Raw genomic sequence first — 26,069 nt, 5'->3', positions numbered from 1 at the left:
GAAACACCATGGCGAAGGGATTGGGCGACAAACTGGTGCTGGCGATTTCGTCGCGGGCACTGTTCGACCTGAGCGACAGCCACAAGGTCTACCTGACCGAAGGGGTGGAGGCGTATCGCAAATACCAGATCGAACACGAGGAAGAAACCCTCGAACCCGGCGACGCCTTCCCGTTGGTCAAGAAGCTCCTGAGCCTCAACGCCAGCCTCGGGCGTGCCCGCGTCGAAGTGGTGTTGGTGTCACGCAACAGCGCCGACACCGGTTTGCGCGTGTTCAACTCGATCCAGCATTACGGCCTGGATATTTCCCGCGCCGCTTTCGTCGGTGGGCGTAGTCCCTATCCTTATTTGGCCGCGTTTGGTTGCCATCTGTTTTTATCGACCCATGCTGAAGACGTGCGCAGTGCCCTGGACGCTGGTTTCGCTGCGGCGACGATTCTGTCCGGCGGCGCACGCCGGGCATCGAGTGAAGAACTGCGCATTGCGTTCGACGGCGATGCGGTGCTGTTTTCCGATGAATCCGAGCGGGTGTATCAAACCGGCGGGATAGCGGCGTTTCACGCCAGCGAGCGCGAGTCGGCACGCGAGCCTTTGCACGGTGGCCCGTTCAAGGGCTTCCTGGCAGCGCTCAACCTGTTGCAGCGCGAGTTTGCGGACGACGCCTGCCCGATCCGCACCGCCCTGGTCACTGCGCGTTCGGCGCCGTCCCATGAGCGGGTGATTCGCACCTTGCGCGAATGGGACATCCGCCTGGATGAGTCACTGTTCCTTGGCGGCCTGGAAAAATCCGCGTTCCTGGAAGCGTTCGCTGCCGATGTGTTTTTCGATGACCAGGCCGGTCATTGTGAGAAAGCCAGGGAGGTGGTGACCACCGGGCATGTGCCCCATGGCATCAGCAATGAGTTGAAAATCCAGAGCGAGCACTAGCTGCTAAGCTCAATTAATCGCCGCCATCCTGGCAGTCCAGGAGGTTCTATGATTCGTTCGATGCTGTATGCCACGGACCTCGGTCTGTATGCGCCATATGTCATGCAACATGCGCTGGCGCTGGCCCGAACGTTCAAGGCGGATCTATATGTGATCCATGTGGTTGAGCCGATCGGGTTGTTCGCCGAATCGGTGTTGCAAAGCTACCTTGATGAGCAGGCCCTGAGTGAATGGCAGAGCCAGGGCCTGAACACGGTGATGGCGACCATCGAGCAACGGGTGCTCGACAGTTTCCGCGAGGAGTTGGGGGAGGGCGAGCAAGACCTGCAGTTGATTCGCTCGGTGCGCGTGATCCAGGGGGACCCGTGCGAGGTGATTCTCGACCAGTTGCGTAAACTTTCCGTGGACCTGTTGATCGTAGGTAGTCATAGCCACGCAACCGCGGCCGCCACACCGCTTGGGCGCACGGCGGCGCGGGTACTGCAACTGGCCACAGTGCCGGTTTACATGGTGCCGTCGCTGCAGCGTCGACGCACTGATGACACGTGATGGGTAAAAACGATAAAAAGTTCTAGATTTATCTGTCTGACCTTTAATATAGTTATATACCGTCGCTGATACCCGTGGCGTCTATCCGCTTTGAGGGACATATATGAAGCTTCAACAACTGCGCTACATCTGGGAAGTGGCGCACCACGACCTCAACGTTTCCGCTACCGCTCAAAGCCTTTACACCTCGCAACCCGGTATCAGCAAGCAGATCCGCCTGCTCGAAGACGAGCTGGGCGTCGAAGTGTTCGCGCGCAGCGGCAAACACCTGACCCGAGTCACCCCGGCCGGTGAGCGCATCATCACCACCGCCGGCGAGATCCTGCGCAAAGTCGAAAGCATCAAGCAGATCGCCCAGGAATTCTCCAACGAGAAGAAAGGCACCCTGTCGATCGCCACCACCCACACCCAGGCGCGTTATGCCTTGCCGCCGGTGATTCGCGATTTCATCAAGCAATACCCCGATGTGGCCCTGCACATGCACCAGGGTTCGCCGATGCAGATCGCCGAGATGGCCGCTGACGGCACCGTCGATTTTGCCATCGCCACCGAAGCCCTCGAGCTGTTCGGCGACCTGGTGATGATGCCGTGCTACCGCTGGAACCGTTGCGTGGTCGTGCCCCAGGGCCACCCGTTGGCCAAGCTGCCGAAACTGACCCTCGAAGCCCTGGCTGAATACCCGATCGTCACTTACGTGTTCGGCTTTACCGGCCGTTCCAAGCTCGACGAAGCGTTCAGCCATCGCGGCCTCACGCCGAAAGTGGTGTTCACCGCCGCCGACGCCGACGTGATCAAGACCTACGTGCGCCTGGGCCTGGGCGTGGGCATCGTTGCCAAGATGGCGGTCGACACCAACCTCGATAAAGACCTGGTGGTACTCGACGCCAGCGAGCTGTTCGAGTCCAGTGTGACCAAGATCGGCTTCCGCCGTGGCACCTTCCTGCGGGGGTTCATGTGCGACTTCATCGAGAAGTTCGCGCCGCACCTGACCCGTGAAGTCATGGCCAAGGCGATCCAGTGCCATAACAAGCAGGAACTGGAAGAGCTGTTTGACGGGGTTGAATTGCCCGTACACTGATATTGGTTATTGCAGGAGTGGTTTATTTGGCCTCGGTAACCGTGAAGTGTTGCCGAGCGCCCGCCACCAGAATCTCCACCTCATCGCCTTCGAACTTGCCCATCAGGCTTTTGCCCAAGGGCGAGCGTGGGGTGATGACGGTCACCGGCTGGCCCACCACATCGACTTTCAAGCCGGCCGCATCCGGCGCCAGGAACAGCCACTGCTGGCGGCCGTTCTCGTCCTCCAGGCCCAGTAGCGTGCCGACCCCTATCCCGCGTTGATCCTCGTAGGCGCGTAGTTGCAGGTTCTGGCACAACGCCAGCGCTTGCTTGATCTCTTCGACGCGCCTGGCCTGCCCGGCTGCGAGGTAGGAAGCTTCCAGCCCCAGGGTGTCGTACTTGTTCTCGGCGATGTTTTCTTCGTGGGTTGCGGTCTCGTAGGCGGTCTGCGCGGCACGCTGGGCGATGTCGAGGTCGACGCTGAGTTTTTCCAGGATCAACTGGTGAACGGCATGTTTATTCATGGGTGTGCTGGGTCATTCGCAAAATTGCAGGACATTCGCCTTGCTCTTTTCATTGGGCGCGTTCTGGTCTTGTTGCAGCCAGAACTGGCATTTGGGGTTGGACAGGTTGCGCGCATTGTTGCGCGCCTGGTCCAGGCTTTGTTGCTGTTCCTGCTTGCGCAGGTTCTCGGTGTACTGCTCGAACATACGGTTGGGCGGCTCCGGCGCCACAGCGGCCGGTTTGCCGATCTGTTGAACGGCTTGAGCCACGGGGGCGAGGCTTTGCGGGAACAGGTAGCGCGAGGCCAGCCAGGCGGTCAGCACAATGGCGATAAACCCCAGCCACAGGCCAAAGGCCACGGCAGCACTGAGCTTGAACAGCGACAATGGACGTTCAGACATGTTGGCCTCCTGGCAGGCATTGACGGCGTGGCGGCGATTGTCGCACAGGCACTGTGCAGAATAATCGCGATCAAGCCTTCTGCATCGGCGCATTTATGCGGACAATCGAGCCTTTGAAGGTTGGAGCCCGGAATGAAAGCCCGCTGGGATATTTTTTGCAGCGTCGTCGACAACTACGGCGACATCGGCGTGACCTGGCGCCTGGCCCGGCAACTGTTGGTGGAGCACGGGTGCCAAGTGCGCCTGTGGGTCGACGACCTGCGCGCCTTCGAGCGCATGTGCCCCGAAATCGATGTGCAGCGCGATCAGCAATGGCAGGAAGGCGTTGAAGTGCGTCACTGGCCGGCCGACTGGCCGCAGACGCAACCTGCCGACGTGGTGATCGCCGCCTTTGCTTGCCAGTTGCCGGCCGATTATATGGAGGCCATGGCGGCGTGCGAACGCACGCCGTTGTGGATGAACCTGGATTACCTCAGCGCCGAAGATTGGGTGGTGGGCTGCCACCGCCTGCCGTCGGTGAAGTTCAAGGGCGTGCAGAAGTACTTCTTCTTTCCGGGGTTTCGTCCGGGCACGGGCGGGCTTTTGCGTGAAAGCGGGTTGTTGGAACAGCGTCAGGCATTTCAACAAGACGGCGCAGCGCAACAACAATTCCTACAGTCCATAGGCGTCGTTCCGGCAGCCGGTGCGCGGCTGATGTCGTTGTTTGCCTATGAAAATGCCGGGCTCGCCAGCTGGCTGGAGGTGTTGGCGACGGATGGGCATGCCACTCATCTGCTGGTGCCGGAAGGCCGCATCCTCGGCGACGTGCAGCGCTGGCTCGGTGTCGAGGCGCTGGCGGTGGGCGATGTGCATCAACGCGCGGCGCTGACCGTGCAGGTGCTGCCGTTCGTGCGCCAGGAGCAATACGACCGCCTGTTGTGGTGCTGCGACTTCAACGCCGTGCGCGGCGAAGACTCGTTCGTGCGTGCCCAGTGGGCCGGGCGGCCGTTGCTGTGGCACATCTACCGCCAGGACGAAGACATCCACCTGGACAAGCTTGATGCCTTCCTGGCGCTGTATACCGCCGCGTTGTCGCCCGCCGCCAAGGTCGCGGTGGTGACCCTGTGGCAAGCCTGGAACGCTGATGGCGATATGGCTCAAGCGTGGAAAATGCTCATGGAACACTGGCCGGAGGTACACCTGCACGCGCAAACCTGGTGTCTGGAACAGGGCTTGCAGGCCGATCTTGCGACGGCGCTGGTACAGTTTTATGAAAGTTGGATATGATACGCCACCTTGAATTTTGTAAATCCCATCCAAATTTCGGATATATGCAATGAAAACTGGTAAAGAACTGAAACCCGGTACAGTGATCCGTCTCGAAAACGACCCTTGGCTGGTTCAGAAAGCTGAGTTCACCAAGTCTGGTCGTAACAGCGCAATCATGAAGACCAAGCTGAAGAACCTGCTGACCGGTTACAAGACCGAGATCGTCTACAGCGCCGATGACAAACTGGACGACGTGATCCTCGACCGCAAAGAAGCGACCCTGTCCTTCATCAGCGGCGACACCTACACGTTCATGGACACCACCGACTACACCATGTACGAGCTGAACGCTGAAGATATCGAAGCCGTTCTGCCGTTCGTGGAAGAAGGCATGGAAGACGTCTGCGAAGCGATCTTCTTCGAAGACCGTCTGGTTTCCGTAGAGCTGCCGACCACCATCGTGCGTAAAGTTGCCTACACCGAAGGTTCCGCTCGCGGCGACACTTCGGGCAAGGTGATGAAGCCTGCCAAACTGGCTAACGGTACCGAACTGCAGGTTGCTGATTTCATCGAAATCGACGACCTGATCGAGATCGACACCCGTGAAGGTGGTTCGTACAAAGGTCGCGCCAAGAAGTAATTCTGGCCAAACCGTACGACACAAAAAGCCCGACCTGACGTCGGGCTTTTTTGTGCGCGTCTGTTAATCAGACCGTCACGTGCAGGCGCACATCGACGTTGCCACGGGTAGCGTTGGAGTACGGGCAGACCTGGTGCGCGGCGTCGACCAGGCTTTGCGCCTCGTCTTGTGCCAGGCCCGGCAGGCTGATGTGCAGGTCGATATCCAGACCGAAACCGCCGGGGATTTGACCGATGCCGACGTGGGCGGTGATCGATGCGTCATCCGGGATTTTGCGTTTTGTCTGGCTCGCGACGAATTTCAGCGCGCCGATAAAGCAGGCCGAGTAGCCGGCGGCAAACAGTTGCTCCGGGTTGGTGGCCTGGCCGCCAGCGCCGCCCAGCTCTTTGGGCGTGGAGAGTTTGACGTCGAGGATGTTGTCGCTGGAAACAGCGCGACCATCACGGCCGCCGGTGGCGGTGGCTACTGCGGTATAGAGCGTTTGCATGGTGTCGTCCTCTGTTGTTTAGCGCTAAATGTTTGCGCGCTAAGTAGTTGGTGAGGCGAATATATAGCGCTAATATTTAGTGCGCAAGATAAATTTGCAAAATGTTTTGGCTTAACAAAAATCCAGTGTGGGAGCGGGCTTGCTCGCGAATGCGGTGTGTCAGTCGCCAGATGTGCTAACTGATCTTCCGCTTTCGCGAGCAAGCCCGCTCCCACATTTTGAGTATCTGATGCTTGGTCTACGGAGTTAGACGCTTGCTTGCAAATGACTACGCAACGCAATCAGATCCGCCTGCAGCTTGCGCAACTGCTCAAGCTGCATACCGCTCGCCCCCAGAATGCATTGCGGAATCCCCATCGCCTTTTCCTGCAGGGCACGTCCCGCTTCGGTCAGCTCCACCACCACCACTCGCTCATCTTCACGCTTGCGGGTGCGGCTGAGCAGGCCTTCGGCTTCCAGGCGCTTGAGCAATGGCGTGAGGGAGCCTGGGTCGGTGAGCAGGCGGTGGCTGATTTCGCCGACGGTCAAGCCGTCCTCTTCCCACAGCACCATCATGGCCAGGTATTGCGGGTAGGTCAGGCCGAGGGCTTGCAGCAGCGGCTTGTAGACTTTGGTCATCAGCAGCGACGTGGAGTGCAGGGCGAAACACAGCTGGTTATCCAGCATCAGGTTTTCGCACGGGTTGGGATTTTTACTCATGGTGGTGCCTTAAAAAGCATGTCTGCCCAGGAATCTAGCGGGCAAACCTTTAATGCGCCAGATAATTCTGGCGCATCGGTCAGACCAAGCCGCTTTGCAGCGCCAGATCCCATGGCGGCACGGGGCTGAAACGCGATTTGAGGTATTCCAGCAGCAAGCGGCTGCGCGCATTCGGTTGCTGTTCCAGGCGCAACGCATAGATGCCGGCGGTTTCCGGGCTGGGCAGTCCGTTTTCGCAAAACAGCGGCAGCAGCTCGCCGCGCACCAGGTATTCGCTGGCCAGCCACGTGGGCAGGTGGGCGATGCCCAGCCCGGCCAGGGCGCCAGACAGCAGGGCTTCAGCATTGTTGGCGCTCATGCGGATACGCCGCGGCCGGTAGAGGGTGCGGCGCCCATCCAGTTCGAAGCGCCAGGCGAACATCGGCGCCAGGCCGTCCCAGTCCAGGCCATCGTGCTCGCTCAACTCGCGTGGGTGGCTCGGCGTGCCATGGCTTTTGAGGTACGCCGGGCTGGCGCAGGCGATGCGCACAATGCTCGCCAGGGGCGTGGCCACCAGGCGCGTGTCAACGATATGCCCGGCGCGCAGCACCAAATCGACTTTGCCCAGGTGCGCACCCTGCATATCGACAAAGCTGTCGATCAAGTGCAGGTGCACATCGAGCCCAGGGTACACATTCAAAAAGTCGGCAATCACCGGCGCCAAGTGCCGTCGACCAAAGGCGGCGGGGGCGTCGACCCGGATCAAGCCTTCCGGCGCATGGCTCAAGGACACGGCTTCGGCGCGGGCCAGTTGCAATTCGCTGACGATCCGCCGCGCCCGCTCGGCAAAGGCCAGGCCCGCCGGCGTGGGCACCACCGCGTGGGTGCTGCGCTGGAACAGGCGGCTGCCCACCGAGCTTTCCAGGCTGTCGATGCGCCGCGCCACCGCCGAGGGTGTCAGTGGATGGCGGCGCGCGGCGGCGGAAAAGCTCCCGGCTTCCAATACATCCAGAAACAGGCTCAGTTGTTCGGTCAGGGTGTTGGGGTTCATGGGCATGTGCTTATGCGAGATTGGCACAGCCATTGTGCGTTGCTGTGCGTTTCCGCGCTAGAGCCGACTGCGTAGCATGCAAGGCCTGGGCTTCTGGAGTGGTGAGCTGTGGTGGATTTGGCGATGTATCTGGTATTGGGCGCGGCGCTCGGCACGGTCGGCGGCTTGTTTGGCATTGGTGGCGGGCTGATCGCAATTCCGGTACTGGGGGTGTTGTTCGGCCTGGATCAACAGATTGCCCAAGGCACGGCCTTGGTGATGGTCGTGCCCAACGTGATGCTGGCCCTGTGGCGTTACCACCAGCGCAACCGGATTGAATTGCGCCACGCGTTGCCGCTGGGGGTCATGGGCTTCAGCTTTGCCTGGCTGGGTTCGATCTGGGCGGTGGGCCTTGACGCCGGGGCCATGCGCATCGGCTTCATCGCGTTCTTGTTGACGCTGGCGGCGTACAACCTGCTGCGCCTGTTCACCCGCAACGCACCGCCGACCGCGCAAATGCGTTATTCCTGGCCATGGCTTGGCGTGCTGGGGGCCGCGTCCGGTTCCATGGGCGGCTTGTTCGGCGTGGGCGGCGCGGTGGTTGCCACGCCGGTACTGACCAGTCTGTTCGGCACCACCCAAGTGGTCGCGCAAGGCCTGTCACTGGCCCTGGCATTGCCCAGCACCAGCGTGACGCTGGTCACCTACGCCTGGCACCATGAGGTGGACTGGATGATCGGCGTGCCGTTGGCGGTGGGCGGCCTGCTGAGCATCAGTTGGGGGGTGAAAGTCGCTCATGCACTGCCCGAGCGTGTGTTGCGCGGGCTGTTCTGCGCCTTCCTGGCGGTGTGTGCGGTGATGTTGACCTTTAAAGTCTGAAGCCTTCGACGATGTAGTCCGCCAGGCATTCGGTGATCGGCGAGGTCATCGCCGGGTTACGCAACAAGTGCAGGTTCATCGAAGGCAGTGGCGGGAAGCCTTCGTCGCTGCTCAGCACTCGCAAGTCGTCGGTCACCAGGCTTTCCATGCACACCATCACGGCCAGGCCCGCGTTAACCACCGCCTGGATCGCTGCCACATTAGAGCTGTGGTAGGCCATGCGATAATCACGCCCGGCCGCATCCAGCGCTGCGCGGGTCCACTGGTAGTAGAGGCAGTCCGTACCGGAACCGGCCAGGGGCAGTGCCTCGTGCTCGTCCACGCAGAAGCACGGCGCGGCCGCCCACACCATGCGCTCGGTACGCAGCAACTCGCCGATTTCCTTACCGGGCTCGCGGCTGATGACGGTCAGCGCCAAGTCTCTGCGCTGCATCAACACCGATGACGACTCACAGTGCATCTCGATCTGGATCAGCGGGTAGGCCTTGGAAAACTGTTTGAGAATGCCCGGCAGAAAACGCATCACGTAGTCATCCGGCGTGCCGATGCGCACCAATCCCACCATATGCGGCTCGCGCAGGGTGTTGAACACTTCACTGTGCAGTTTCAGGATGCGCCGTGCATAACCCAGTAATACCTCGCCTTCCGGCGTGAGCCTGACTTGGCGGCCATCGCGCTCGAACAGCTTGCGTTGCAGCACGTCTTCTTCCAGCCGCTTCATCTGCATGCTCACTGCCGATTGCGTGCGGTTGACCAACTCGCCGGCGCGGGTAAAGCCGCCCTGGTCGGCAATGGCGACGAAGGTGCGCAGCACGTCGGTGTCGATGCTTGGGTAGCCGGACAATTGATCAATCTCCGAGATGTATTGCATAAGAAACATTCGTTGGATTGATCATAAGGCCAGGCACACACTTGCGCCATCCCCACTGGAGGGCGAGAAGATGAAAGGTCAGAGAGGTTTTGTGTTACTGGGCAAACGCCCGTTTTCCGGGCTGTTGCGCACGGTCGCCCGCTGGCAGGCGCTGCATGAAGAGCGCCATACCCTGGCAAGCTTGAGCGATGAAGCGCTCAAGGACATCGGGCTCAATCGCGGGGATGTCGAGCAGGAGCGTCATCTGCATTTCTGGCAAGACCCGCTGCGAAAATAAGCCAGGATGCAGTAGGGTGGTCGGCGAGCCCACACGGAGAGACCCATGCCCGCCGACCTGTCCTTTTCCCTCAAGCAAGCACGCCGCATGGCGCTGGCGGCCCAGGGTTTTTCCGGGCGCCAGGCGCCGGCATTGATCAAGGCTGCGCACCTCAACCGTTTGATTGAGCGGTTGGGCGTATTACAGATCGATTCGGTCAACGCCGTGGTGCGCTCCCATTACCTGCCGCTGTTTTCGCGTCTGGGCCATTACTCCCCGTTGATCCTTGAACACGCTGCCTGGAGCCAGGGCCGGCGCCGCTCGCTGTTTGAATACTGGGGCCACGAGGCCTCTTTGCTGCCCATGGCGCTGTACCCGTTGATGCGCTGGCGTATGGAGCGGGCGAAGCTGGGGCAGGGCATCTATTCGCAGATGGCGCGCTTTGGGCGTGAGCAGCAGCCCACCATTGAGCGCGTGCTGCACACCGTCGAGCAGCAAGGCGCATTGGGCGCGGGCAGCTTGTCGACCCGCGAGGAGCGTGCCGGCCCCTGGTGGGATTGGAGTGAGGAAAAACACGCGCTGGAATGGCTGTTCGCTGCCGGTTTGGTCACTGTCGCGGGGCGGCGCGGTTTTGAGCGGCTCTATGATTTGCCGGAACGGGTCATTCCCGCCGACATTCTTCAAACGTCGGTGAGCGAGGCCGACGCTCAGCGCGGCTTGCTGCTGCACAGCGCGACCGCATTGGGCGTCGCCACCGAAAAAGACCTGCGCGACTATTTCCGCCTCGACCCCGCCGACAGCCGTGGCCGCCTGGCCGAGTTGGTCGAGGATGGGCAGTTGCAGCTGTGCCAGGTGCAAGGCTGGAAGCAGCCGGCGTACTGCCTGCCTGAACCCAAAGTGCCGCGCAAAGTGCCCGCAAGCGCCTTGCTCTCGCCGTTCGATTCATTGATCTGGGAGCGCAGCCGCACCGAGCGTTTGTTTGATTTTCGTTACCGGCTTGAGATCTACACCCCGCAACACAAACGGGTGTATGGCTACTACGTGCTGCCGTTTTTGCATAACGAACGGATCGCCGCACGGGTTGACCTGCGCGCCGAGCGCGCCAATGGGCGCCTGGCGGTGCACGCGGTGCATGAGGAGGAGCCGGGGCTGGATGAGGAAGGGATGCAGGCGTTGGCCCTGAATCTGCGGCAGATGGCGGACTGGCTTGGGCTGGAACAGGTGCAGCTCAATTGCCAGCGGCCGAGTGCGGCGCGGCTTCGGGTGGCGATGTTGCAAATATGAGTTGTCGAGGGCTTTTGTGGCGAGCGGGCTTGCCCCGCGTTGGGCTGCGAAGCAGCCCCATCACAAACACCTCGGTATATCTGGAAGAACGGGGTGGCTGGTTTCAGGGTGGCTTCGCCACCCAACGCGGGGCAAGCCCGCTCGCCACAACAAGCCTATGAGTCAACGTTTGACTTGCTTCAACGTCTCGGCAATCAGAAACGCCAATTCCAGCGACTGGTCGGCATTCATCCGTGGGTCACAGTGGGTGTGATAACGGTCCGACAAACCATCTTCGGTAATCGGCCGCGCACCGCCGATGCATTCGGTGACGTTCTGCCCGGTCATCTCGATATGGATCCCGCCGGCATAGCTGCCCTCGGCCTGGTGCACCTGGAAGAACTCCTTCACCTCGCCAAGAATCTGCGCAAAGTCGCGGGTCTTGTAGCCACTGCTGGCCTTGATGGTGTTGCCGTGCATCGGGTCCGAACTCCACAGCACCTGCTTGCCCTCGCGCTGCACCGCACGAATCAGGTTGGGCAGGTGGTCGCCGACCTTGCCGGCGCCCATGCGCGCGATCAGGTTAAGGCGGCCTGGGTCGTTGTCCGGGTTGAGGATGTCGATCAGGCGGATCAGGTCCTCAGGGTTCATGCTCGGGCCGACCTTGACCCCGATCGGGTTGTTGACCCCGCGCAGGAACTCGACGTGGGCGCCGTCCAGTTGACGGGTGCGGTCGCCGATCCAGAGCATATGGGCCGAGCAGTCGTAGTAGTCGTTGGTCAGGCTGTCGCGGCGCACGAAGGCCTGTTCATAGTTCAACAGCAGCGCTTCGTGGGCGGTGAAGAAGCTGGTTTCGCGCAGTTGCGGCGAGCTGTCCATGCCGCAGGCGCGCATGAATGCCAGGGTTTCGTCGATGCGGTCGGCCAGTTGGCTGTATTTTTCGGCCAGTGCGGAGTTGGCGATAAAGTCCAGGTTCCACTTATGCACCTGATGCAGGTCGGCAAACCCGCCCTGGGCAAACGCGCGCAGCAAATTCAGGGTGGCAGTGGACTGGTGGTAAGACTGCAGCAGGCGGTCCGGGTCCGGCACGCGGCTTTTTTCGTCGAAGCCGATGCCGTTGACGATGTCGCCCCGGTAGGCGGGCAGGGTGACGCCGTCGATGGTTTCATCGTTGGCCGAGCGCGGCTTGGCGAACTGGCCGGCCATGCGTCCGACTTTGACCACCGGGCAACCGGCGGCGAAGGTCATCACGATCGCCATCTGCAGTAGCACCTTGAAGGTGTCGCGGATTTTTGCCGCAGAAAACTCGGCAAAGCTCTCGGCGCAGTCGCCACCCTGCAACAGGAAGGCGCGGCCCTGGGTCACTTCGGCAAACTGGCGGCGCAATTCGCGGGCTTCCCCGGCAAACACCAGTGGCGGGTAGCTGGCCAGGCTTTGCTCCACGTGCAGCAAGTGCGCAGCGTCCGGGTACTGGGGTTGTTGCTGGATCGGCAGGGCGCGCCAGCTGTCGGGGCTCCAGGGTTGGCTCATCATGAACTCGATAGGTTGATTGACGGTCGGGCGCCAATGTTAGCAGCAATTAGTGCGTGACCTGTTGCCGCCGCTTGGCCGACAATCGCGCCTTTGCCGTGCGGTAAACCCTTAGGAGTAGTGATGAGCGAGGAGCGTGTCGAGCGCCTGCTGGCCGAAGTCCATGATGATTTCGGCATGATCCGTGTGCTCGAAGTGGCCGATTACCGTTTTCTCGAGTTTGGCGATGCCATCGAGCAAAGCTGCGTGTTTACCGCCGACCCGAGCTGGCTCGAGTACGACTACACCCGTGCGATGTTGATTGGCGCGTTGTGCCATGAGCAACCGGAGAGCGCGCTGTTCCTCGGCCTGGGCGCCGGCACGCTGACCCAGGCGTGCCTCAAGTTCCTGCCATTGGAAGACGTCGAGGCCATTGAACTGCGCCCGGATGTGCCGCGCCTGGCCATCGAGTACCTGGGGCTGGATGACGACCCGCGCTTGTACATCCGCATTGGTGACGCGCTGCAATTGCTCGATACCGCCGAGTCGGCCGACCTGATCTTTGTCGACCTGTACACCGATGTCGGCCCAGGCGTCGGGCACCTGGCCTGGACCTTCCTGGAGAACTGCCAGAAAAAACTCAACCCCGGCGGCTGGCTGGTGATCAACCAGTGGGCGACCGATGACGGTAAACCATTGGGCGCGGCGTTGTTGCGTGGGTTGTATCACCGGCATTACTGGGAACTGCCGGTGAAGGAGGGCAATGTGATTTTGCTGGTGCCTTCGGAGCTGGATCAGGCGCTTGATCTGGGAGCCCTCACCGCGCGCGCCGAGGCCTTGGCGCCGCGGTTGGGGTATTCGTTGCAGGCGTTGATCAAGGCGATTCGGCCGGCGACCTAGTTGCCTGTTCTGACGCCATCGCGGGCAAGCCCGGCTCCCACAGTTGAATAGCATTTTCCTGTTGAAATGCATTCCACCTGTGGGAGCGGGCTTGCCCGCGATGAGGCCCGCACAGCCCACTCAAATCCCCTTGAACACCCCCGGCCGCTTCTCAACCATGGCCCGCACACCTTCTTTGGCATCCTCACTGTTCAACAATTTCTCCACCACCCCCTGCAACCCGGCCGCCGCCACGGCTTCACCTTCCATGCGCGCCAGACGCGCCGACATCAATGTCGCCTGCACCCCCAGCGGCGCCTGGCGGGCAATGCGGCTGGCCAGTTCGATGGCGCGCGGCAGCAGGTCTTCACTGGCCATCACTTCCTGCACCAGCCCCAGCCGCAGCGCCTCATGGGCGTCGAATTCATCGCCGGTCAGCAGCCAACGCATGGCGTTGCCCCAGCCGGCTATCTGATGAAAGCGCAGGGTCGCGCCGCCGAACGGGAAGATCCCGCGCTGCACTTCCATCTGGGCAAAGCGCGTGTTGCTGGCACAGAGGTTGATATCCGCCGCCAGCATCAACTCGATGCCGATGGTCAGGCAGTAACCCTGGGCCGCGACGATCACCGGTTTATTGACGCGGGGGCCGGCAAACACGCCCCACGGATCGCAGCCGCCCAAGGGTGGTTGCCAGCCTCCCGACATCACGCCACTGACATTGGCCAGGTCCAGCCCGGCGGTAAAATGCTCGCCGTGGGCAAATACCACGGCCACCCGAGCGTCGTCGTTTCGATCAAATTCGCCATAGGCCAGGCTCAGCTCATTGAGCAGGTCCAGGTCAAAGGCGTTGCGCTTGGCCACTCGATCCAGCCCCAACAGCAGGACATGACCCTGTAATTCACGGCTGACGCGACTGCTGCTGGCTTGATTCATCGGGGGTGGCCTCGGGGGCTTGGGTAGGTTTTCAGACCCGTGGGTCTTGATGGGCAGGTGAACCGTTTAAGTGTTGTGACCAACAGGGCCGGGCCTTTGAAAAATAGACCTTGGTGCGGGTATACGCAAAGGCTGTGACGCAGCGCGGTATATCGGCACTTTCGGATAAAAAAAGCTCCCTTTTTCAGCTATTTCCGGTATAGTGCGCGCCGGCCTTTAACCGGGCCGCGTTTAGGTAGCGCAATTCCCCGAAGTCAGCTTCGGCTGCACGTCCGCACAGCGGACTCTCCCTTGACGAATCTTTTTCATTCATTCGTTTTCGCAAATCCCCGCCGACAAAGCAGCCAGGGCGACTCTTGAGTCTCAACACGGCATGCGCAGCTTTGGAGCATGGGTCTTTGCGGATGCACTTAGAGGCAGACCCATGACCCAGGAAACCGGCGGCTTCGCCGCTTTTAATCTTAACCCGAACATTCTTGCTGCCGTCATCGCGACCGGCTACGAAGAACCTTCGGCTATTCAGCAGCAATCGATCCCGATCATCATGGCCGGCCAGGACATGATTGGCCAGGCGCAAACCGGTACCGGTAAAACCGCCGCGTTCGCCCTGCCTATCCTGCACTGCATCGATCCTGCCAAGCGCGAGCCGCAAGCCCTGATCCTGGCGCCAACCCGTGAGTTGGCGCTGCAAGTAGCAACCGCTTTTGAAACCTACGCCAAGCAAATGCCAGGCGTAACCGTTGTGGCCGTTTACGGCGGCGCGCCTATGGGCCCACAACTGAAAGCAATCCGTAACGGCGCACAGATCGTTGTCGCCACCCCGGGCCGTCTGTGCGACCACCTGCGTCGTGACGAGAAAGTGCTGTCGACCGTGAACCACCTGGTTCTGGACGAAGCTGACGAAATGTTGAAGCTGGGTTTCATGGATGACCTGGAAGTCATCTTTAAAGCGCTGCCACCGACCCGTCAGACCGTACTGTTCTCGGCCACCTTGCCACAGTCGATCCGTGCCATTGCCGAACGCCACCTGCGCGATCCGCAACACGTGAAGATCCAGACCAAGACTCAGACCGTTACCGCGATCGAACAGGCTCACCTGTTGGTTCACGCTGACCAGAAGACCTCGGCTGTATTGAGCCTGCTGGAAGTCGAAGACTTCGACGCCCTGATCATGTTCGTGCGCACCAAGCAAGCGACCCTGGACCTGGCCAGCGCCCTGGAAGCCAAAGGCTACAAAGCCGCTGCGCTGAACGGTGACATTGCCCAGAACCAACGTGAGCGCGTGATCGATTCCCTCAAGGATGGCCGTCTGGACATCGTTGTTGCGACCGACGTTGCCGCCCGTGGCCTCGACGTTCCACGTATCACCCACGTGTTCAACGTTGACATGCCTTACGATCCAGAGTCCTACGTTCACCGTATCGGCCGTACCGGCCGTGCCGGTCGCGAAGGCCGTGCACTGCTGCTGGTGACTCCACGTGAGCGCCGCATGCTGCAAGTGATCGAGCGTGTAACCGGTCAGAAAGTTGCCGAAGTCCGCCTGCCGGACGCCCAGGCCGTTCTCGATGCGCGCATCAAGAAACTGACCAACAGCCTGTCGCCGCTGGTGGCTGACGCTGAATCGACCCACGGCGACCTGCTGGACCGCCTGACTGCCGATATCGGTTGCACCCCACGTGCACTGGCTGCAGCTCTGCTGCGCAAAGCCACCAACGGTCAGGCCCTGACCCTGGCAGCGATCGAGAAAGAACGCCCACTGGTACCGAACAACGCGCCACGCGGTGATCGTCCAGAGCGTACTGGCGACCGTCCGGACCGTGGTGATCGTGAGCGTCGCGCTCCGGTTCCATTGGCCGAAGGCCGTGCTCGCTGCCGTACCGCGCTGGGTGCGCGTGATGGTATCGCCGCCAAGAACCTGCTGGGCGCTATCCTCAATGAGGGTGGCCTGGCACGTGAAGCCATCGGTCGCATCCAGGTGCGTGACAGCTTCTCCCTGGTGGAACTGCCGGAAGACGGCCTGGAAAAACTGCTGGCCAAGCTCAAAGACACTCGCGTTGCCGGTAAGCAGCTCAAGCTGCGTCGCTACCGCGAAGATTGATCCGCCCTTGGGCTGATTGATCGCACATAAAAAATCCCCGACTGGTTCGGGGATTTTTTTTGCCTGGCATTTATTTCGGATCAGCACCCGATCAAATGTGGGAGCTGGCTTGCCTGCGATAGCGGTGTATCAGTGGCAAATAGGCTAACTGAACCACCGCTATCGCAGGCAAGCCAGCTCCCACCTTTGGATCTCCGTCAACCGAAGCGGTAGATGTCCATACCCAGCGCGCCCAGGGTAAAGCCCTGATGCGCCACACTGAAATCCCCACCGGCGCCCCGTGCAAAGTACAACGGCAACAAGTGCTCATCGCTGGGATGGCTGCGCACGGCGTGTGGCGCCTGGCGGCGGTAGTCGTGCAGGGCCGCTTCATCGTTGGCGGCAAGTTTATCCACCACCCAATCACGAAAATCCCGTGCCCAGGGCTCGATGCTCTCTGGTCCGGCGCGCCAGTTCAGCTCACCCAGGTTATGGGTGATGCTGCCGGAGCCGATCAACAGCACACCCTGGTCACGCAAGCTCGCCAGGGCATGCCCGACTCGGGTTTGCAGCGCCGGACCCATGCGGCTGGGCAGGGACACCTGCACCACCGGAATATCCGCCGCCGGGTACATCAGTGACAGCGGCACCCAGGTGCCGTGGTCGAAGGGCCGACGCGCATCGACTTGCGCATCCAGGCCATCGGCTTGCAACAGCTCGACGATCTGCGCAGCCAGCTGCGGATTGCCCGGTGCCGGGTACTGCACGGCAAACAGTTCGGCAGGGAAGCCACCGAAGTCGTGCCAGGTTTCTGGGGCGGCGCTGCCCGTGACGAGTAATTCGTGGCTTTCCCAATGCGCCGATACCACCACAATCGCTTTTGGCCGTGGCAGTTCAGCCGCCAGACGGCGCAGCGCCGGGCCACTGGCACCGGGCTGCAGGGCGAGCATGGGCGAGCCGTGGGAGATAAACAGGCTGGGGAGCATAAGTCGGGTCCTGAGGGTTAACATATGCCCATCTTCAATCAGATCATTGATCTAAATCTAATATAAGTTTTAGCGCCTTTTGATCGAATTTTCAGGGTGATTTATGGAGCCTAAGTTTTGGCAAGAGCGCTGGGCGCGCAATCAGATTGGCTTTCACCAGCCCGACGTCAACCCTTACCTGCAACGGCATTGGCCGAAACTGGCACTGCCGGACGGCGCAAAAGTGCTGGTGCCGTTGTGTGGCAAGAGCCTGGATTTGATCTGGCTCGAAAGCCTTGGGTATCGCGTAATGGGCGTCGAACTCTCGGAGCAGGCGGTTGAAGCCTTCTTCAATGAGCAATCGTTGACGCCGCATATCCGCCAGCAAGGCGCGTTCAAGGTGTATGTGTCCGGCTTGATCGAGGTGTGGTGCGGCGACTTCTTCGCCATCGACGCCGAGGCGGTGAGCGATTGCACTGCACTCTATGACCGCGCGGCGTTGATCGCTTTGCCGCCGCTGATGCGGGCGCAATACGCTGAGCATCTGAATACGCTTGTGCGCCCTGGCTGCAAGGGGCTGCTGATTACCCTGGATTATGATCAGACGCAGAAGGCTGGGCCGCCGTTTGCGGTGACTGACGAAGAAGTCAGGGTGTTGCTGGGTTTGCGTTGGAGCTTGGAGATATTGGAGGAGCGAGACATCCTGAGTGAGAGCTGGAAGGCTATGCAGGATGGCGTCACGCGGCTTGATGAGCGTGTGTATCAGCTGACTATGCGTTGACCCAGCCATCGCCATCGCGGGCAAGCCCGGCTCCCACATTGGAATGCGTTCACTGTGGGAGCCGGGCTTGCCCGCGATGGCGTTATCAGCACCCACAAAAAAGGGGCGACCAAGTCGCCCCTTTTTTGTGTCGCATCAGCCCCGGCGACGCAGCGCGTCGATACGCTCCTCCAGCGGCGGGTGGCTCATGAAGAAGCGGGCAAAGCCTTGCTTGATGCCACCGTTGATGCCAAACGCGGTCAGGCTGTCGGGCATGTGTACCGGCAGGCCCTGTTCGGAGCGCAGGTGTTGCAGCGCTGCGATCATCGCCCCGGTGCCGGCCAGGCGGGCGCCGGCTTCGTCTGCGCGGAACTCGCGTCTGCGCGAGAACCACATGGTGATTGCACTGGCCAGGAAGCCCAGTACCACTTCGGCAAAGATAGTCGCCACGAAGTAAGCGATACCGCGGCCTTCTTCGTTCTTGAAGATCACCTTGTCGACAAAGTTGCCGATGATCCGTGCGAAGAACATCACAAAGGTGTTCACCACGCCTTGTACCAGCGCCAGGGTGACCATGTCGCCATTGGCCACGTGGCCGATCTCGTGGGCCAGCACGGCCTTCACTTCGTCGTAGGAGAAGCGTTCGAGCATGCCCTGGCTCACCGCAACGAGCGCGTCGTTCTTGTTCCAGCCGGTGGCGAAGGCGTTGGCTTCATAGGCGGGGAAGATCCCGACCTCAGGCATCTTGATGCCGGCCTCGCGGGACAGTTGCTCAACGGTTTGCAGCAACCATTGCTCATGCCGGGTGCGTGGCTGGGTGATGACCTGGGTGCTGGTGCTCATCTTCGCCATCCATTTGGAGATGAACAGCGAAAACAGCGAGCCGGCAAAACCAAAGACCGCACAGAAAACCAGCAGCTGATTGAGGTTCAGATCAACCCCGTTGGCCGCCATGAACCCGTTGAAGCCGAAAAGGCTCAGGGTGATGCTGGCAATCAGCACGACCGCCAGGTTAGTGGCCAAGAACAGCAGGATGCGCATCATGGTTGTAGAGTTCTCCTCATGCTTAATATGTCGCGTACTGCGGGGTATATAAGGTGCGGCCTGGGGTGATTCAACCGAGCGACTATTTCAAACTGTGTCCTACAGCATCAATGTAGAGCCTTGAAGGGAATTTCTGACCTGAAAAGTGACCGCTGATCACCCCGCTCATGCCTTGGCGCCCTGTAATTACAAGGGGCTGACCGGTCCGTGGTGTGCAGCGGCAAGCGAGGAGGGGAGGCAGGCTAGAGAAGTGTTGCCAGATACTCGCTGTACGACCGAATGGTGGTCGTACAGCGACTTTTACATTACTGGCGATAGGACTTGAGGAAGTTGCCGATGCGACCAATGGCCATGTCCAGGTCATCCACACGCGGCAAGGTCACCACGCGGAAGTGATCCGGCCACGGCCAGTTGAACGCCGTTCCCTGCACCACCAGCAGTTTTTCCGACAGCAGCAGGTCGAGCACGAATTTCTCGTCGTTGAGAATCGGGCAGACTTTCGGGTCGATGCGCGGGAAGGCATACAGCGCGCCCATGGGTTTCACGCAACTGACGCCCGGGATCGCGTTGAGCAGTTCCCAGGTGCGGTTGCGTTGTTCCAATAGACGGCCCTGGGGCAAGACCAGGTCGTTGATGCTCTGGTAGCCGCCGAGGGCGGTCTGGATCGCATGCTGGCTCGGCACGTTGGCGCACAGGCGCATATTGGCCAGCATGTCGATGCCTTCGATGTAGCTCTGGGCGTTGTGCTTGGGGCCGGAGATGGCGATCCAGCCGGAGCGGAAGCCTGCCACCCGGTAGGACTTGGACAGGCCATTGAAGGTCAGGCACAGCAGGTCCGGCGCGAGGGAGCCGGTGCAGATGTGCACGGCGTCGTCGTAGAGGATCTTGTCGTAGATCTCGTCGGAGAACACCACCAGGTTGTGCTGGCGCGCCAGTTCGAGCATGCCCAGCAGCACTTCCTTGGAATAGACCGCGCCGGTGGGGTTGTTCGGGTTGATGATCACCAGGGCCTTGGTGTTCGGGGTGATCTTGGCCTTGATGTCGGCCAGGTCCGGGAACCAGTCCGCGCCTTCATCGCACAGGTAATGCACCGGGTGGCCGCCGGCCAGGGTTACGGCGGCAGTCCACAGCGGGTAGTCGGGCGCCGGCACCAGCACTTCATCGCCATTGTTGAGCAAGGCCTGCATGGACATCACGATCAGCTCGGACACGCCGTTGCCCAGGTAGATGTCTTCGATGCCGACACCTTCCACCTGCTTTTGCTGGTAGTACTGCATCACGGCTTTACGCGCGCTGAACAGGCCTTTGGAGTCGCTGTAGCCCTGGGCGGTCGGCAGGTTGCGGATCACGTCCTGGAGGATTTCGTCCGGCGCTTCGAAACCAAAGGGCGCCGGGTTGCCAATGTTCAGCTTGAGGATGCGATGGCCTTCCTCTTCCAGGCGTTTGGCGTGCTTGAGCACCGGGCCGCGAATGTCGTAGCAGACGTTGGCGAGCTTGTTCGATTTGCTGACCTGCATGGCGATGTGATCCTGAAAATGAACGATCCAGACGGCGTGGACACTACCGTACTGCGAAACCTGCGGGGCCCGCACCCATAAATACGTTTGAATGCCGGTAGCGCGGGTGCCAGACTGGCGTTTTGAAGAGGCGCAATCATACGTGCCGCCTGATCCATGGAAAAGACACAGATCAGGGTTTTTCAGTTGCCGAGGTGTACCGATGGATAAGTTGCAGAAAACCGTTGAAGAATGGAAGGCGATGCTCGATCCGGAGCAGTACAACGTGTGCCGTCTCAAAGGCACCGAGCGACCTTTCAGCGGCAAATACAATGGCACCAAGACCGATGGCGTGTACCACTGCATTTGCTGCAATGAGCCGCTGTTCGATTCCACCACCAAGTTTGATTCCGGCTGCGGCTGGCCGAGTTTCTACGCGCCGATTGCCGACAGCGCGATGATCGAGATCCGTGACGTCAGCCACGGCATGATCCGCACCGAAGTCACCTGCGCCAAGTGCGACGCGCACCTGGGGCATGTGTTCCCCGACGGCCCGCCGCCCACCGGCCTGCGTTACTGCATCAACTCGGTGTGCCTGGACCTGGTTCCACGCTGACTGATCGTGACTGATCGTTCCCGCGCTCCGCGTGGGAATGCCTCCTGTGACGCTCCGCGTCACGACTTCAGACGCGAACGCAGAGCGTTCTGGGCTGCATTCCCACGCAGAGCGCGGGAACGATCTATGTAAAAGCATCACTGCGGTCAATTAAATTGCACACAATTAAATTGCCTACTATCTTTGCAGTTCTTTCCCCGTATCCGAGGCGCTGCCATGAGCGACAACCTGCTGAGCATCCCGTGCACCACCATCAAGGGTGAGCAAAAGACCTTGGCCGACTTTGCCGGCAAGGCCATTTTGGTGGTCAACACCGCCAGCAAATGTGGCTTCACCCCGCAATACAAGGGCCTGGAGCAGGTTTGGCAGCAGTACAAGGACCAAGGTCTGGTGGTGCTGGGCTTTCCCTGCAATCAGTTCGGCAAACAGGAACCAGGCAATGAAGGGGCGATTGCCGAGTTCTGTGAGCTGAACTTCGGCGTCAGCTTCCCGCTGTTCAAGAAGATCGACGTGAATGGCAGCGACGCCCACCCTCTGTTCGTGCAGCTGAAAAAACAAGCGCCGGGGCTGCTGGGCTCCCAACGCATCAAGTGGAACTTCACCAAGTTCCTGATCGGCCGTGATGGCAAGTTGGTCAAGCGTTTTGCTCCGACCACCAAGCCCGAAGCCCTGACCCAAGAGATCGAAGCCCTGCTCAAATGACCGACGTGCCCCGTGTGTCCCTGGCCCTGGACGACCAGCTGTGCTTCAAGCTCTATGCCGCGTCCCGAGCGGTGACGCGGGCTTACAAGCCCATGCTCGATCAGTTGGGCCTGACCTACCCGCAATACCTGGCGATGCTGGTGTTGTGGGAATGGCACTGCGCGACCCCGGCGCAACCCACGGTCAAAGCCTTGGGCGAGCGCCTGATGCTCGACTCGGGCACGTTGACGCCGCTGCTCAAGCGCCTGGAACAGCTGGCGTTGGTCAAGCGTCAGCGCAGCACGTTGGACGAGCGTGAGATGCACCTGAGTTTGAGCAAGGCGGGTTTGCAGCTAAGAGACCAGGCCCATGCGTTGAAAACCCGGCTGTTATGCGACAGCGGCGTCGACCTGAATCAGGCCGAGGCCTTGCGCGATGGCCTGGACCAGTTGCTGGCGCAGATCAAAGGCTTGTCGAGTTCCGCACCCACAGGTCCAGCAGGGCCTTGAGCTCTTCGCGGCGAAACGGTTTGGCCAGGTAGTCATCCATTCCCGCCGCCCGGCAGCGTTCGCGCTCTTCCGCCAGGGCGTTGGCGGTCAGGGCGACAATAGGCAGGTCCGGCCAGCGCCCGCTGCGGCGAATCTGCCGGCTGGCTTCGTAGCCGTCCATCACCGGCATATTGCAGTCCATCAACACCATGTCGAAGCGCTGTTCTTCCAGCAATTTGAGCGCTTCGCCGCCATGGGCAGCCACGATCACTTCGCAGCCGAGCTTGCTGAGCATGCCCTTGGCCACCAGTTGATTGACCGGGTTGTCCTCTACCAGCAGGATGCGCGCGCGATGTGCCAGGGGCGCGGTGTCCATCTGGACAGGGTCGAGGATCAGTTGCGCTTCGCTGCGCAGGTTGCGTTGCAGAGTCTGGTACAGCGCATTGCGACTCAACGGGCGTGCCTGTTGCTGCAGCGGCATCAGGGCCGCGACTTCTTCACTGGGCATGAAGTTGCCATAGGCCGTCACCAGCAGGATCGGCGCGCTGATACCTGGGCGCAGGCGGAACAGGCACTCCGGGCAATCGGTGATCAGCAGGTCGGGGCGCAGCCCGGTCAAGTCATCGTCCTGGGAGTAGCAGCGCAGCGCCAACCCCCAAGCCGGCAGCAAGGTGCCGAGCAATTCCGCCAGGCCACTGCCGGCGTTGGTGATGGCGATGACTTCGCCCAGCAGTGGCGCTTGGCGTGCGGCCGGCAAATGTGTGGGCAGCGGCAGGTCGGCGCAGAACTGGCTGCCAAAGCCGACTTCCGAGCTGATGCTCAAGCGGCCCTTCATCGCTTCGCACAGGTTATGCGTCAACGCCAGCCCCAGCCCGGTGCCGCCGAACTGGCGTGTGATACCCGCACCTGCCTGGGTAAACGGCTGGAATATCTTCACCTGCGCTTCCTGGGCAATGCCGATGCCGGTGTCACAGACTTCAATTTTTACCCGGCCATCCTCGGCACTGAGGCGCACGTCCACGCGGCCGAAGCGGGTGAACTTCAAGGCATTGGACAGCAGGTTGCTGACGATTTGCCGTACCCGTGTCGGGTCGCCAATCACCTGCGCCGGAAACAGCGGGTCGATCAAGCAGGTCAACTCGACACTCGGCGCCGCGTTCTGCGACAGCAGGTTGGCGGTGTCTTCCACCAATGAACCGAGGTCGAACGGGATGCGTTCGAGCTCCAACTGGCCGGCGTCGAATTTCGACAGGTCGAGGATGTCGTTTAGCAGTTCCACCAGCACTTTGCCCGAATCGTGGGCGATGGACAGTTGCTGGCGTTGTTCGGCGTTCAGCGGGCTGTCCAGCGACAGCGCGATCATGCCCAGCAAACCATTGAGCGGCGTGCGGATCTCATGGCTCATATTGGCCAGGAACGCGGCGCGCGCCTGGGCCATGGCCAGGGCGGTCAATTTGGCGGCTTCGAGTTCATCGTTGGATTGGCTCAAGCGCTGGTTGCTGGCCTTGAGCTCCAGGGTGCGTGCCGAGACGATATCTTCCAGTTGGCCCAGGTACTCGGTGAGGCGGTCCTCGGCATGGCGCCGTTGCTGGATTTCGGTCTGCATGTTTTCGAATTGCTGGTTGGCGACGTTCACCAGCACGCCGATTTCATCGTTCTCGTGACCCGGCGGGCAATCCAGGCGGGCCTGCTTGCTGGTGCTCAGCGCACGGATGATGCGCACCAGCGGCTGGGTCAGCATCACGTAGAACAGGCCCAGCAGAATGCCGGTGAGCAGCAGACTGCGGGCGAACCCGTTGAGCAGGGTGATCTCGGCACGGTGCAGGAAACGGCTGCCAAAGGCGTAGGTGTCGACGTCCAGGCGCAGCACGCCGAGGGAATCCTCGGGCATGTGGCTCAGGAACAGTCGGTCTTCAAACAAGCGGTTGGCGCCAAACAGGAAGTCACTGATGGGCCGGTACGCGCTCTCCTTGCGCGGCCGGTTCACGTCGGCCAGCACCACGCCATTGTTATCGACCAGTTGCGCGTGGATGATGGCCGGCGAGTGCAACAGGCCCAGGGCCAGTTCCTGGGCGAGCTCGGCGTCAATGTTGTAGGCGATACGTGAGGCAGGGTTATGGCTGATTTCGATCAGTGAGCGTATTTCACGGTTGATCGAGGCGTCTTCGCTGGCATAATCAATGCCGATTTGGATCAGACTGAGCAAGGTTCCCAAGACGAAACCGACCAGCACAGTCAATCGAGCTTGTTTATAAGACAAGCGGTGGGCGAACTTGATATCCATCGGGTGTTGAACCACTTCACGTTTCCCTTCGCTCGGCAAGCATAGCTGAACATCCACAGGCTTTGGCTTGGCCGGCATGAATCGTTTTATACGCAGCCTCGTGGGGTCTGCCACAGGGTTGCCAATACGCCATCTTTTGCAAGAACTTGCCAGAGGAATAATCGTGGACTCTCGATTGAATGCCTTTCTTGAGCGGGCCGATGCGGTTCTGGCTCGCCTGGAACCGCTGTTACCGGCACCGCGTCAAGCCATCGACTGGAATAATTGCCTCGCCGCCCGTTGGCAGCGCGAAGGCCGCAGCGGCTTTTTGCTGCCGCTGGACGTGAGCCTGGACATGCGCCTGTCCGACCTGATCGGCGTGGACAAGCAACGTGAGCAACTGGCGCGCAACACTCAGCAATTTCTCGATGGCCTGCCCGCCAACCATGCGTTGCTGTGGGGCTCGCGCGGCACCGGCAAATCCTCCATGGTGCGCGCCTTGCTGGCCCAGCATGCCAAGGCCGGTTTGCGCCTGATTGAAATCGAGCGCGACCACCTGGCTGACCTGCCGCGTGTGGTCGAGCAACTGCTCAAGCTGCCGCAGCGGTTTATCCTGTTCTGTGACGACCTGTCTTTCGAAGCGGGTGAGGGCGATTATCGCGTACTCAAGAGCGTGCTGGACGGCTCCCTTGAGCAAGCGCCGGAAAACGTCTTGCTGTATGCCACGTCCAACCGTCGTCACCTGGTGCCGGAAAACCAGAGCGACAATGACAATTGGAAGCGCGTGGACGGTGAGTTGCACCCCAGTGAGGCAGTGGAAGACAAGATTGCCTTGTCCGACCGTTTTGGCCTATGGCTGTCGTTCTACCCGTTCAGCCAGGAGCACTTCCTGGACGTGGTCGAACACTGGATCGGCGAACTGGCCGGCAAGGCCGGCTTGCAGTGGCAGCGTGATGAAGCCCTCGATATCCTGGCCGTGCGCTGGGCCACCGGGCGTGGCAACCGCAACGGCCGGTGCGCGTATCAATTCGCCCGTTACTGGGTGGGTCTCAAGTTGTTGGAGCGTCAACCATGATCGATTTACAACAGGCCGGCACCGGCCTGAACGGCTATGCCATGCTCTGCGCGCAGCTGGAATCGCTGCTCGCCGATGAGCGTGATTTTATCGCCAACAGTGCGCAGTTCTCGGCGTTCCTGTTCAACCAGTTGGACGACTTGAACTGGGCGGGCTTCTACCTCAATCGCAATGAAGAACTGGTGCTTGGCCCGTTCCAGGGCCAGATCGCTTGCGTGCGTATCCCTTTCGGGCGTGGCGTCTGCGGCGCGGCGGCGGCATCGCGCCAAACCCAGCGGGTGGAAGATGTGCATGCATTCGCGGGCCATATTGCCTGTGACAGCGCTTCCAACAGCGAACTGGTGGTGCCATTGGTCAAGGATGGCCTGCTGGTGGGTGTGCTGGATCTGGACAGCCCGTCGCTGGCCCGTTTCAGCGAGCAGGACCAGGCAGGCATCGAGCAGTTGGCGGCGATTTTCCTGCGGTTGACCGACTGCTGATCCAGCAGGAGAG

The 26,069-nt window shown here is 60.8% G+C and carries 28 protein-coding genes; 16 read left to right on the top strand and 12 right to left on the bottom strand.

The features are described 5' to 3' along the window. Positions 1-8 precede the first annotated feature (8 nt). From ASE80_RS00490 to cysB, 3 genes are all read left to right on the top strand, one after another. Complete coding sequence (locus tag ASE80_RS00490; RefSeq protein WP_056857188.1) at positions 9-926, top strand: 5'-nucleotidase; 918 nt, start codon at positions 9-11, stop codon at positions 924-926. Positions 927-974: 48 nt separating this feature from the next. Then, on the top strand, positions 975-1,475 hold the full coding sequence (locus tag ASE80_RS00485; RefSeq protein ID WP_056857187.1) for a universal stress protein: 501 nt from the start codon (positions 975-977) through the stop codon (positions 1,473-1,475). A 103-nt stretch (positions 1,476-1,578) separates the two neighbouring features. Beyond that, positions 1,579-2,553 (top strand): HTH-type transcriptional regulator CysB, encoded by a 975-nt coding sequence (gene cysB / locus ASE80_RS00480; RefSeq protein ID WP_003189876.1) that lies wholly within the window; start codon positions 1,579-1,581, stop codon positions 2,551-2,553. Positions 2,554-2,575: 22 nt separating this feature from the next. Here the strand turns inward: cysB and ASE80_RS00475 are convergent, their stop codons facing one another. After that, the gene (locus ASE80_RS00475) at positions 2,576-3,058 is read right to left on the bottom strand and encodes a GreA/GreB family elongation factor (RefSeq protein WP_056857186.1); all 483 of its coding nucleotides are present in this window, start codon (positions 3,056-3,058) and stop codon (positions 2,576-2,578) included. 12 nt (positions 3,059-3,070) lie between these two features. Then, positions 3,071-3,439 (bottom strand): hypothetical protein, encoded by a 369-nt coding sequence (locus ASE80_RS00470; protein WP_056857185.1) that lies wholly within the window; start codon positions 3,437-3,439, stop codon positions 3,071-3,073. Between the two features lie 132 nt (positions 3,440-3,571). Between ASE80_RS00470 and earP the strand changes: the two genes are divergently transcribed. Further along, positions 3,572-4,705: an elongation factor P maturation arginine rhamnosyltransferase EarP gene (gene earP, locus ASE80_RS00465; protein WP_056857184.1), complete on the top strand. Its 1,134-nt coding sequence runs from the start codon at positions 3,572-3,574 to the stop codon at positions 4,703-4,705. Positions 4,706-4,754: 49 nt separating this feature from the next. After that, positions 4,755-5,327, top strand: coding sequence for an elongation factor P (locus ASE80_RS00460; protein ID WP_003218698.1), 573 nt, complete (start codon positions 4,755-4,757; stop codon positions 5,325-5,327). Between the two features lie 67 nt (positions 5,328-5,394). Here the strand turns inward: ASE80_RS00460 and ASE80_RS00455 are convergent, their stop codons facing one another. From ASE80_RS00455 to ASE80_RS00445, 3 genes are all read right to left on the bottom strand, one after another. Further along, on the bottom strand, positions 5,395-5,814 hold the full coding sequence (locus tag ASE80_RS00455; protein ID WP_056857183.1) for an organic hydroperoxide resistance protein: 420 nt from the start codon (positions 5,812-5,814) through the stop codon (positions 5,395-5,397). Positions 5,815-6,060: 246 nt separating this feature from the next. Then, the gene (locus tag ASE80_RS00450) at positions 6,061-6,513 is read right to left on the bottom strand and encodes a MarR family winged helix-turn-helix transcriptional regulator (protein ID WP_056857182.1); all 453 of its coding nucleotides are present in this window, start codon (positions 6,511-6,513) and stop codon (positions 6,061-6,063) included. A 79-nt stretch (positions 6,514-6,592) separates the two neighbouring features. After that, positions 6,593-7,543: a LysR family transcriptional regulator gene (locus tag ASE80_RS00445; RefSeq protein ID WP_056857181.1), complete on the bottom strand. Its 951-nt coding sequence runs from the start codon at positions 7,541-7,543 to the stop codon at positions 6,593-6,595. A gap of 108 nt (positions 7,544-7,651) precedes the next feature. Here ASE80_RS00445 and ASE80_RS00440 point away from each other — a divergent pair, with 108 nt between their 5' ends. Further along, positions 7,652-8,401 (top strand): sulfite exporter TauE/SafE family protein, encoded by a 750-nt coding sequence (locus tag ASE80_RS00440; RefSeq protein ID WP_056857180.1) that lies wholly within the window; start codon positions 7,652-7,654, stop codon positions 8,399-8,401. On the opposite strand, the gene ASE80_RS00435 is transcribed toward ASE80_RS00440, so the two are convergent. Next, the gene (locus ASE80_RS00435) at positions 8,391-9,272 is read right to left on the bottom strand and encodes a LysR substrate-binding domain-containing protein (RefSeq protein WP_056857179.1); all 882 of its coding nucleotides are present in this window, start codon (positions 9,270-9,272) and stop codon (positions 8,391-8,393) included. The two genes, ASE80_RS00440 and ASE80_RS00435, sit on opposite strands and share 11 nt — an antisense overlap. A 70-nt stretch (positions 9,273-9,342) precedes the next feature. Between ASE80_RS00435 and ASE80_RS00430 the strand changes: the two genes are divergently transcribed. Further along, positions 9,343-9,549 carry a DUF1127 domain-containing protein gene (locus ASE80_RS00430; RefSeq protein WP_056857178.1) on the top strand — a complete coding sequence of 69 codons (207 nt, stop codon included), beginning with the start codon at positions 9,343-9,345 and terminating at the stop codon, positions 9,547-9,549. A gap of 45 nt (positions 9,550-9,594) precedes the next feature. Then, positions 9,595-10,812 carry a winged helix-turn-helix domain-containing protein gene (locus ASE80_RS00425; protein WP_056857177.1) on the top strand — a complete coding sequence of 406 codons (1,218 nt, stop codon included), beginning with the start codon at positions 9,595-9,597 and terminating at the stop codon, positions 10,810-10,812. 162 nt (positions 10,813-10,974) lie between these two features. Here ASE80_RS00425 and ASE80_RS00420 read toward each other — a convergent pair whose 3' ends face one another. Then, positions 10,975-12,321, bottom strand: a complete 1,347-nt coding sequence (locus tag ASE80_RS00420; protein WP_056857176.1) for a class II 3-deoxy-7-phosphoheptulonate synthase — start codon at positions 12,319-12,321, stop codon at positions 10,975-10,977. Positions 12,322-12,444: 123 nt separating this feature from the next. Between ASE80_RS00420 and ASE80_RS00415 the strand changes: the two genes are divergently transcribed. Further along, complete coding sequence (locus ASE80_RS00415) at positions 12,445-13,200, top strand: spermidine synthase (RefSeq protein ID WP_056857175.1); 756 nt, start codon at positions 12,445-12,447, stop codon at positions 13,198-13,200. 120 nt (positions 13,201-13,320) lie between these two features. Here the strand turns inward: ASE80_RS00415 and ASE80_RS00410 are convergent, their stop codons facing one another. Further along, the gene (locus tag ASE80_RS00410) at positions 13,321-14,112 is read right to left on the bottom strand and encodes a crotonase/enoyl-CoA hydratase family protein (protein ID WP_056857174.1); all 792 of its coding nucleotides are present in this window, start codon (positions 14,110-14,112) and stop codon (positions 13,321-13,323) included. A 424-nt stretch (positions 14,113-14,536) separates the two neighbouring features. Between ASE80_RS00410 and ASE80_RS00405 the strand changes: the two genes are divergently transcribed. Next, on the top strand, positions 14,537-16,210 hold the full coding sequence (locus tag ASE80_RS00405; protein WP_017136163.1) for a DEAD/DEAH box helicase: 1,674 nt from the start codon (positions 14,537-14,539) through the stop codon (positions 16,208-16,210). 197 nt (positions 16,211-16,407) lie between these two features. On the opposite strand, the gene ASE80_RS00400 is transcribed toward ASE80_RS00405, so the two are convergent. Beyond that, positions 16,408-17,175, bottom strand: coding sequence for a DODA-type extradiol aromatic ring-opening family dioxygenase (locus ASE80_RS00400; RefSeq protein ID WP_056857173.1), 768 nt, complete (start codon positions 17,173-17,175; stop codon positions 16,408-16,410). A gap of 103 nt (positions 17,176-17,278) precedes the next feature. Here ASE80_RS00400 and ASE80_RS00395 point away from each other — a divergent pair, with 103 nt between their 5' ends. Then, positions 17,279-17,935, top strand: a complete 657-nt coding sequence (locus ASE80_RS00395; RefSeq protein ID WP_056857172.1) for a thiopurine S-methyltransferase — start codon at positions 17,279-17,281, stop codon at positions 17,933-17,935. A gap of 135 nt (positions 17,936-18,070) precedes the next feature. On the opposite strand, the gene htpX is transcribed toward ASE80_RS00395, so the two are convergent. After that, on the bottom strand, positions 18,071-18,958 hold the full coding sequence (gene htpX, locus ASE80_RS00390) for a protease HtpX (protein WP_056857171.1): 888 nt from the start codon (positions 18,956-18,958) through the stop codon (positions 18,071-18,073). Between the two features lie 305 nt (positions 18,959-19,263). Further along, positions 19,264-20,475, bottom strand: coding sequence for a pyridoxal phosphate-dependent aminotransferase (locus ASE80_RS00385; protein WP_017136168.1), 1,212 nt, complete (start codon positions 20,473-20,475; stop codon positions 19,264-19,266). Between the two features lie 202 nt (positions 20,476-20,677). Here ASE80_RS00385 and msrB point away from each other — a divergent pair, with 202 nt between their 5' ends. From msrB to ASE80_RS00370, 3 genes are all read left to right on the top strand, one after another. Beyond that, complete coding sequence (gene msrB / locus ASE80_RS00380; RefSeq protein ID WP_056857170.1) at positions 20,678-21,070, top strand: peptide-methionine (R)-S-oxide reductase MsrB; 393 nt, start codon at positions 20,678-20,680, stop codon at positions 21,068-21,070. A 216-nt stretch (positions 21,071-21,286) separates the two neighbouring features. Continuing rightward, a complete protein-coding gene (locus tag ASE80_RS00375) occupies positions 21,287-21,772 on the top strand; it encodes a glutathione peroxidase (protein WP_056857169.1) in 486 nt (161 codons plus the stop codon). After that, on the top strand, positions 21,769-22,260 hold the full coding sequence (locus ASE80_RS00370) for a MarR family winged helix-turn-helix transcriptional regulator (RefSeq protein WP_056857168.1): 492 nt from the start codon (positions 21,769-21,771) through the stop codon (positions 22,258-22,260). The genes ASE80_RS00375 and ASE80_RS00370 overlap by 4 nt, the downstream gene beginning before the upstream one ends. Here ASE80_RS00370 and ASE80_RS00365 read toward each other — a convergent pair. Then, positions 22,214-24,523: a hybrid sensor histidine kinase/response regulator gene (locus ASE80_RS00365; protein ID WP_056857167.1), complete on the bottom strand. Its 2,310-nt coding sequence runs from the start codon at positions 24,521-24,523 to the stop codon at positions 22,214-22,216. The two genes, ASE80_RS00370 and ASE80_RS00365, sit on opposite strands and share 47 nt — an antisense overlap. Positions 24,524-24,686: 163 nt before the next feature. Between ASE80_RS00365 and ASE80_RS00360 the strand changes: the two genes are divergently transcribed. Together ASE80_RS00360 and ASE80_RS00355 are read left to right on the top strand one after the other, a co-directional pair. Then, positions 24,687-25,577 (top strand): ATP-binding protein, encoded by an 891-nt coding sequence (locus tag ASE80_RS00360; RefSeq protein WP_056857166.1) that lies wholly within the window; start codon positions 24,687-24,689, stop codon positions 25,575-25,577. Continuing rightward, the gene (locus ASE80_RS00355) at positions 25,574-26,056 is read left to right on the top strand and encodes a GAF domain-containing protein (protein WP_056857165.1); all 483 of its coding nucleotides are present in this window, start codon (positions 25,574-25,576) and stop codon (positions 26,054-26,056) included. Before ASE80_RS00360 ends, ASE80_RS00355 begins: the two co-directional genes overlap by 4 nt. The last annotated feature ends 13 nt before the right edge of the window (positions 26,057-26,069 follow it).

This window comes from Pseudomonas sp. Leaf15, assembly GCF_001421425.1.
Classification (GTDB): Bacteria; Pseudomonadota; Gammaproteobacteria; order Pseudomonadales; family Pseudomonadaceae; genus Aquipseudomonas; species Aquipseudomonas salomonii.
Note: the sequence above shows the minus strand (reverse complement) of the source record. Positions and strands in the feature narration are given on the sequence as shown.